Consider the following 6,783-nt stretch of genomic DNA (forward strand, 5'->3'; position numbering starts at 1 on the left):
CGCGGCATCGACCTGTTCCGCGCCAGCCACGTGCATCGCCTGCTGCAGGCGCTGCTTGGCCTGCCGGTGCCGCGCTGGCACCACCATGCCGTGCTGATCGGCGCCGATGGCCGCAAGCTCGCCAAGCGTCGCGATGCACCGGGCCTGGCAGAGCGGCGCCTGGCCGGAGAGGATGGCGTGGCGCTGGCCGCTGCATTGCGCGCTGGCCTTTTTGACACTGGCATTTGCCTGGCAGACACCATAGACCTGCTGCCATGACCTATGTGCTCGTGCCCCTGTTGATCGTGCTCATGGCGCTGACCGTCTGGTCGCTGCTGCGCGGCGTGGTTGCCTTCCTGCGCACCACGCGCGAAGGCCTGGAGCGGGGTGACGAGGGCGTGCGCGACATGCAGCTGCTGCAGAACCGCATGATGTTCAACCGCATCAAGTTCCAGGGGCTGGCCATTGTCGTGGTCATCGTCCTGCTGATGGTCGGCGGCAAGAACTGAACAGGTTCGTTCCATTTCATGGTAAAGCTGAACAAGATCTACACCCGTACGGGTGACGATGGCACGACCGGGCTGGTCGATGGCTCGCGCCGCGGCAAGCACGAGCCGCGCATGGCTGCGATCGGCGAAGTGGACGAGGCCAACAGCGCGCTGGGCCTGGCCGCACTGGTCGTGCCGCCCGATGCCGGCGCGGAATTGACGCGCATCCAGAACGACCTGTTCGACCTGGGCGCCGATCTGGCCACACCCGGCAGCGATTTCGCTCCTGGCGAGATGACGCTGCGCGTAGTGCCGGGGCAGGTTGCCTGGCTGGAGGCGATGATCGACGCGCGCAATGCCGCGCTGCCGCCACTTACCAGCTTCATCCTGCCGGGCGGCAGCGAGTCCGCCGCGCGCGTGCACCTGGCCCGCGCCATCACCCGCCGCGCCGAACGCGCCGCCGTGGCGCTCGCCGCGCAGGAGCCGGTGAACCCGGCGGCCCTTGCCTATCTCAATCGGCTGTCGGATTATCTGTTCGTGCTGGCCCGCGCGCTCAATGCCGGGCGCGACCCGTTGTGGGTGCCGGGCGCCAGCCGCTGATCATCAGCAGGGCTGATCAATCGTGTGAAAGGATAGTGGGCATGCAGACCGTTGCCGTGATCGGGGCCGGGCAGATGGGCGCAGGCATCGCGCAGGTCATGGCCCAGGCCGGGCTGGCCGTACTGCTGGCCGACGTGAACCTGGCCGCCGCCGAAAAGGGGCGTGACAAGATCGCCAAGGCGCTGGCCCGCCTGGTTGCCAAGGACAAGATCGCCGCCGCCGATGCCGATGCGATCGTCGCGCGCATCACACCGGTGGGTGACTATGCGCCGATGGCCGCGGCCGACCTGATCGTGGAAGCCGCGACCGAGCGGGAAGATATCAAGCAGAAGATCTTCGCCGCTGCTGGCGCTGTCCTGGCGCCGCACGCGATCCTGGCGAGCAATACCAGCTCGATCCCGATCACGCGCATGGCCGCCGCCTCGCCCGATCCGGCCCGCTTTATCGGGCTGCATTTCTTCAACCCCGTGCCGGTGATGAACCTGATCGAGGTGATCCCGGGCCTCGCCACCTCGGCCGCTACGCTCGACGCGATGAGCGCGCTGGTCGGCCGGCTCAACAAGGAACTGGTGCTCTCGCAGGACGAGGCCGGCTTCATCGTCAACCGCGTGCTGATGCCGATGCTCAACGAAGCGGCGTTCGTGCTGGGCAGCGGCACGGCCAGCATCGTCGATATCGACAAGGCCTGCCGCCTTGGCCTCAACCATCCGATGGGGCCGCTGGAACTGGCCGATTTCATCGGGCTGGATACCTGCGTGGAAATCATCCGCGTGCTGCATTCCAGCACGGGTGACAGCAAGTATCGCCCCGCGCCGCTATTGGTGAAATATGTCGAGGCGGGCTGGCACGGTCGCAAGACCGGGCGCGGGTTCTATGACTATGGCGGCGAGGCGCCTGTCCCCACGCGGTAAGGGCGGGGGAACGGGGTGCCGCGCGGCGCGTAGTTCCGGCAAAGGAGTGACGCGCATGAGCAAGGCAATCCCCGATCTCGCCCCCGAGGCGCACAACCAGGAACAGGACGATTCGTCGTCCCAGGCCCAGACCCTGGCTGATGAAGCGCTGGGCCGTGCCACCGCCGTGCTGGGCGCCGCCGAAGACAGCGAACGCGTGTCTGGCGATGGCGACGAGCCCGGCTCAACCCCCGATCTGGTCGATCACATGAAGCAGATGGTCTCTTCGGGCCGGATCGACATGGGCGCCTATCGCGGCGAGCGCAACGACGACGACGAGGAAGGCGGCCTGGGCGAAGCGGGCATCGACGACGATACCCCGCGCGGCGCGGAATAGTCCGTTAGCCGCACCCTTCGACAAGCTCAGGGCGAACGGAGGCAATCAGGTGATATTGTTTCCGTTCGGGCTGAGCTTGTCGAAGCCTTGAGACTTACAACTCAGGCCGATGGTTGTTGGAGCGCCGCCAAGGCAATGCGGCGATAGATTCGCGCCAGTACGCGCAGGTCTTCCATCGCGACGGCCTCATCCTTCTTGTGCATCGTCGCATTGCACAGGCCGAATTCCACCACCGGGCACAGTGTGCGCAGAAAGCGCGCATCCGATGTACCGCCGGTGGTCGACAGTTCCGGCGTGACGCCGGTTTCTGTCTGCACTGCCTGCGCGATCAGCGTGGAAAAATCGCCGGGCAGGGTGATGAAGCTTTCGCCCGAAATAACCGCCCGCGCCGTGCCGCCATGGCGGCTGCCAATGGCGCTGACGCGATCGACCAGCCCCTGGCCGGTATGCAGATCGTTGAAACGGATCGACAGCCGGGCGCGGGCCTGGGCAGGGATCACGTTGGTGGCGGGGTTGCCCACCTCGATATCGGTGATTTCCAGGTTGGATGGCTGAAACCAGTCGCTACCTTCGTCCAGCACCAGGGCATCGAGTTCGGCCAGCATGGCGATGAGCCGGGGAATGGGATTGTCCGCCAGGTGCGGATAGGCGACGTGGCCCTGCGCGCCATCGACGGTGAGCCAGATATTGACCGAGCCGCGCCGGCCGATCTTCATCATGTCACCCAGCCGGTTGACCGAGGTGGGCTCTCCCACCAGGCAAAGGTCGGGCAGGCTACCCTCTCCTGCATCAGCCAGCGCGCGCATGCGCTCGATCAGGGCGGCTGTGCCATAGCGGGCCGGGCCTTCCTCGTCGCCGGTGATGATCAGGCTGATCGTGCCGGCATCTTGCGGAATATCGGCCAAGGCGGCCACGAACGCGGCGATCGCGCCCTTCATGTCCACCGCGCCACGGCCATAGAGCAGTTCGCCGCGCCGCTCGGCGGTGAACGGCGCGCTGCTCCAGCCCTGGCCCGGCGGCACCACGTCAAGGTGCCCGGCAAAGGCGAAGTGGCGGCTGCCGGCCGGGCCCTGGCGAATGGCGAACAGGTTCTCCACCGGCCCATCGGGCGCTTCGCCCTCAATATAGCGGTGCACGGCAAAGCCCATGGGCACGACCATGGCTTGCAGCACGTCGAACACGCTGCCGGTGGCCGGCGTCACGCTGGGGCAGTCGATCAGGCGTTCGGTCAGGACAACGGGATCGGCGCTCATGTGTGGCTGGCTTCCTCGAACTGTTCGATGGTCCATTCTTCGTCTTCCGCTGCCTCGATCCAGGCCTGCATCCACGGATGCTCCCACAGCGCCTGCATATAGGCGACGGCAAAGCCGGGCACGCCCACGCCATAGGTGACGAAGCGCGAGACCACCGGGGCATAGATGATGTCGGCCGCGCTGAACGTGCCGAACAGGAACGGACCACCCTGGCCAAAGCGAGCGCGGGCTTCAGCCCAGAGTTGCAGGATGCGCACGATATCGGCGCGCACATCGTCGCGCACCTCGGGCTGGGCCTGCCGGCGGCGGATGTTCATTGGCATATGGCCGCGCAGCGCGAAATAGCCCGAATGCATTTCCGCCACCATCGATCGCGCCATGGCGCGGGCGGCATCGTCCTTGGGCCAGAAGCGATCGCGGCCGACCTTGTCGGCCAGATAATCGATGATCGCCAGGCTGTCCCACACCACGGCGTCGCCGTCCCACAGGATCGGCACTTTGCCCGATGACGGCGCCAGATTGGCATCGCGGCGCTTGGCCTCGTCCCAATCGTCGCCATAGAGCGGAACGGTAATTTCCTCGAAAGCCAGGCCCGATTGCTTGGCGGCCAGCCAGCCGCGCAACGACCAGCTGGAATAATTCTTGTTGCCGATGACCAGCTTCATGCGGGGCCTTTCGCGTGGGGCGTGGCCTTTCCGCCTAAAGCCTGGGGGGCGGGCTGTCGAGTGGCCCCTCCGTCAGCCCTGCGGGCTGCCACCTCCCCATCAGGGATGGGGAGGATCGTGATCCTCCCTGCCGCCGGCGGGGAGGGGGACCGCCGCGAAGCGGTGGTGGAGGGGTCAGACCGCCGCGTCGTCCAGCACGGCGCCGCGCAGGGCGGCGATGCCCAGGCCCTTTTCCGACGAGGTCACGCTGACCTCGGGGTGGGCGGCGATGTGCTTGCGCGCGATAGTCTGGGTCTGGGCGACCACGTCGGCCAGTTCGCTGGCCTTGATCTTGTCGGCCTTAGTCAAGACCACGCGATAGCCGACGGCGGCTTCGTCGAGCATCTGCATCATTTCGGTATCGACCGTCTTGATGCCGTGGCGGCTGTCAACCAGCAGCAGCGTGCGCTTGAGCACCACGCGGCCACGCAGATAGTCGCGCACCAGGCGGCGCCACTGCTCCACCACCTTGGGCGGCGCCTTGGCAAAGCCATAGCCGGGCATGTCGACCAGGCGGAACAGGGTGGGGGTGCCCACCTCGAAATAGTTCAGTTCCTGCGTGCGACCCGGCGTGACCGAGGTGCGCGCCAGCGACTTGCGCCCGGTGAGGGCATTGAGCAGCGAGGACTTGCCCACGTTGGAGCGGCCGCAAAACGCGATCTCGGGAAAGTCCGGCTCGGGCAGGAATTTGAGTTCAGGGGCGGATTTGAGGAATTCCACGCGGCCGGAGAAGAGCGCGCGGGCGCGCTCTTCCAGAGCCATCAGGCGCAGGCCTTCCTCGTCGGGACCGGTGACGCTCACTTCTTTTTCGGCTTTGCTGTAATGGTGGCGTCGCGCGCGGCGGCGCGATCGAGGTTCTGCTGGTCCTTGGCCGCCTGCGCCTTGAGCTGCGGATGGCGGCTATAGAGATAGCGCTGCTGGCCGATGGTGAGCAGGTTCGAGGTGATCCAGTAGAGCAGCAGGCCCGAGGCAAACGGCGCCATGACGAACATCATCATCCACGGCATCAGGCCCATGATCTGCTGCTGGGCCGGGTCCATCGCGGCGGGTTGCAGCTTGAACTGCGCCCACATCGTCACGCCCAGGATGATCGCCAGCACGCCGATGCCAAGATAGGCCGGCGGGGTGAACGGCAGCAGGCCGAACAGGTTAAGCACGTGGAGCGGATCGGGCGCGGACAAGTCCTTGATCCACAGCACGAAGGGCTGGTGGCGCATTTCGATGGTCAGCACCAGCACCTTGTAGAGCGCAAAGAACACCGGGATCTGCAGGAAGATCGGCAGGCAGCCGGCCAGCGGGTTCACGCGCTCTTCCTTGTAGAGCTTCATGATTTCCTGCTGGGCCTGGGCCTTGTCGTCCTTGTAGCGTTCCTGGATCGCCTTCATCTTGGGCTGGAGCGCGCGCATCGCCGCCATCGAGGCGAACTGGCGCTGCGCCACCGGGAACATCATGCCGCGCACCAGCAGGGTGAGCAGGATGATGGCCAGGCCGAAGTTCTTGACGCCATGGAACAGCGAATCGAGCAGCCAGAAGATCGGCTTTTCGAACCAGCGGAACCAGCCCCAGTCGATCGACAGCGACAGGTGCGTCACGCCCTGGTTTTCATAAGCCTCAAGGACGTTGTTTTCCTTGGCGCCGGCAAACAGGCGCAGGGTCTGGCTCTGCGTCTGGCCAGGAGCGACGCTGGCGGCCGGCCAGATCAGGTCGGCGGCAAACAGGTTGTTGCCCAGCGCGCGGAAATCGGCGGCGGGCTTGGCCGCGCCATCGGCCGGGATCAGCGCCGAAAGCCAGTAGATGTCGGTAAAGCCGATCCAGTTGGCAGCGCCTGCCGGCGTGATCGAGCCGACCTTGGCGACATCGGTGTAGTTGTTGGAGAAATTGACCGAGCCATCGAACGCGCCGATCGGGCCGGAATGGACCTGCCAGGTATCCTGGCTCATCGTCTTGTCGGTGCGGTTGATGCGGGCAAACGGCGCGACCGAGGCAGCCGTGGGCGCGGCGTTGGTCACGCTCTGCGTCACGGTCAGCATGTAGTTCTGGTCGATCGCGTAGCGCAGGCTGAAGGTTTGCCCGGCGGGGTTGCGCCAGGTCAGCGTGACCGGGGTGGCAGGCGTCAGCTTGGTGCCTTGCGCGGTGAACACGGTCTGGCCGTTGGGCGCGGCCACGCCGTTCTGCCCCAGCCAACCGACCTGGGCAAAATGCTGCGCCGGGGTGCCGGCGGGCGAGAACAGGCGTACGGGCGGGCTGTTCTTGTCGATGGTTTCGCGATGGCGCACCAGCGTCAGGTCATCGACCACGCCGCCGACCAGGTTGATCGAGCCCTTGAGGCCCGGCGCATCGATCGGCACGCGGTTGCCTGCGGCCAGTTCCTGGGCCAAGTCCTTCTGCTCCAGCGCCACATCGGCCGGGGCCTGCAGCCCGCCTTCGCGGGTGGGCTTGGCCGGCGGGCCGCTGCTGGCGGGCGCGGCCACG

8 protein-coding genes and 1 pseudogene are annotated in these 6,783 nt (G+C 66.3%); 5 read left to right on the forward strand and 4 right to left on the reverse strand.

From position 1 onward, the window contains the following. The 5 genes and pseudogenes from H926_RS27555 to H926_RS27560 form a co-directional block, all read left to right on the forward strand. Nucleotides 1-258, forward strand: a pseudogene (locus H926_RS27555) (tRNA glutamyl-Q(34) synthetase GluQRS); the annotation flags it as partial. Further along, the gene (locus H926_RS0113610; RefSeq protein ID WP_022676803.1) at nt 255-488 is read left to right on the forward strand and encodes an HIG1 domain-containing protein; all 234 of its coding nucleotides are present in this window, start codon (nt 255-257) and stop codon (nt 486-488) included. The pseudogene H926_RS27555 and the gene H926_RS0113610, both read left to right, overlap by 4 nt. An 18-nt stretch (nt 489-506) precedes the next feature. Further along, on the forward strand, nt 507-1,067 hold the full coding sequence (locus tag H926_RS0113615) for a cob(I)yrinic acid a,c-diamide adenosyltransferase (protein WP_022676804.1): 561 nt from the start codon (nt 507-509) through the stop codon (nt 1,065-1,067). Between the two features lie 41 nt (nt 1,068-1,108). Then, entirely contained in the window at nt 1,109-1,978 is an 870-nt protein-coding gene (locus tag H926_RS0113620) for a 3-hydroxyacyl-CoA dehydrogenase NAD-binding domain-containing protein (RefSeq protein ID WP_028657986.1), read from the forward strand. 55 nt (nt 1,979-2,033) lie between these two features. Further along, complete coding sequence (locus tag H926_RS27560; RefSeq protein ID WP_022676806.1) at nt 2,034-2,354, forward strand: hypothetical protein; 321 nt, start codon at nt 2,034-2,036, stop codon at nt 2,352-2,354. A gap of 101 nt (nt 2,355-2,455) precedes the next feature. Here the strand turns inward: H926_RS27560 and dapE are convergent, their stop codons facing one another. From dapE to yidC, 4 genes are all read right to left on the reverse strand, one after another. Further along, on the reverse strand, nt 2,456-3,607 hold the full coding sequence (dapE, locus tag H926_RS0113630) for a succinyl-diaminopimelate desuccinylase (RefSeq protein WP_022676807.1): 1,152 nt from the start codon (nt 3,605-3,607) through the stop codon (nt 2,456-2,458). Beyond that, complete coding sequence (locus H926_RS0113635) at nt 3,604-4,272, reverse strand: glutathione S-transferase family protein (RefSeq protein ID WP_022676808.1); 669 nt, start codon at nt 4,270-4,272, stop codon at nt 3,604-3,606. The genes dapE and H926_RS0113635 overlap by 4 nt, the downstream gene beginning before the upstream one ends. A gap of 174 nt (nt 4,273-4,446) precedes the next feature. Then, nucleotides 4,447-5,073, reverse strand: coding sequence for a ribosome biogenesis GTP-binding protein YihA/YsxC (gene yihA / locus H926_RS0113640; RefSeq protein WP_171793292.1), 627 nt, complete (start codon nt 5,071-5,073; stop codon nt 4,447-4,449). Between the two features lie 35 nt (nt 5,074-5,108). Then, nucleotides 5,109-6,783: membrane protein insertase YidC (gene yidC, locus H926_RS0113645; protein ID WP_022676810.1), on the reverse strand; the 1,675-nt coding region annotated here is incomplete at its 5' end.

Source organism: Novosphingobium sp. B-7 (assembly GCF_000410615.1).
GTDB classification, from domain to species: domain Bacteria; phylum Pseudomonadota; class Alphaproteobacteria; order Sphingomonadales; family Sphingomonadaceae; genus Novosphingobium; species Novosphingobium capsulatum.

Excerpts from the sequence above, each read along its gene's own strand:
- H926_RS0113615 (WP_022676804.1), top strand. The coding sequence starts at position 507 with ATGGTAAAGCTGAACAAGATCTACACCCGTACGGGTGACGATGGCACG.
- H926_RS0113620 (WP_028657986.1), top strand. The coding sequence starts at position 1,109 with ATGCAGACCGTTGCCGTGATCGGGGCCGGGCAGATGGGCGCAGGCATC.
- H926_RS0113635 (WP_022676808.1), bottom strand. The coding sequence starts at position 4,272 with ATGAAGCTGGTCATCGGCAACAAGAATTATTCCAGCTGGTCGTTGCGC.
- dapE (WP_022676807.1), bottom strand. The coding sequence starts at position 3,607 with ATGAGCGCCGATCCCGTTGTCCTGACCGAACGCCTGATCGACTGCCCC.
- H926_RS0113610 (WP_022676803.1), top strand. The coding sequence starts at position 255 with ATGACCTATGTGCTCGTGCCCCTGTTGATCGTGCTCATGGCGCTGACC.
- H926_RS27560 (WP_022676806.1), top strand. The coding sequence starts at position 2,034 with ATGAGCAAGGCAATCCCCGATCTCGCCCCCGAGGCGCACAACCAGGAA.
- yihA (WP_171793292.1), bottom strand. The coding sequence starts at position 5,073 with ATGGCTCTGGAAGAGCGCGCCCGCGCGCTCTTCTCCGGCCGCGTGGAA.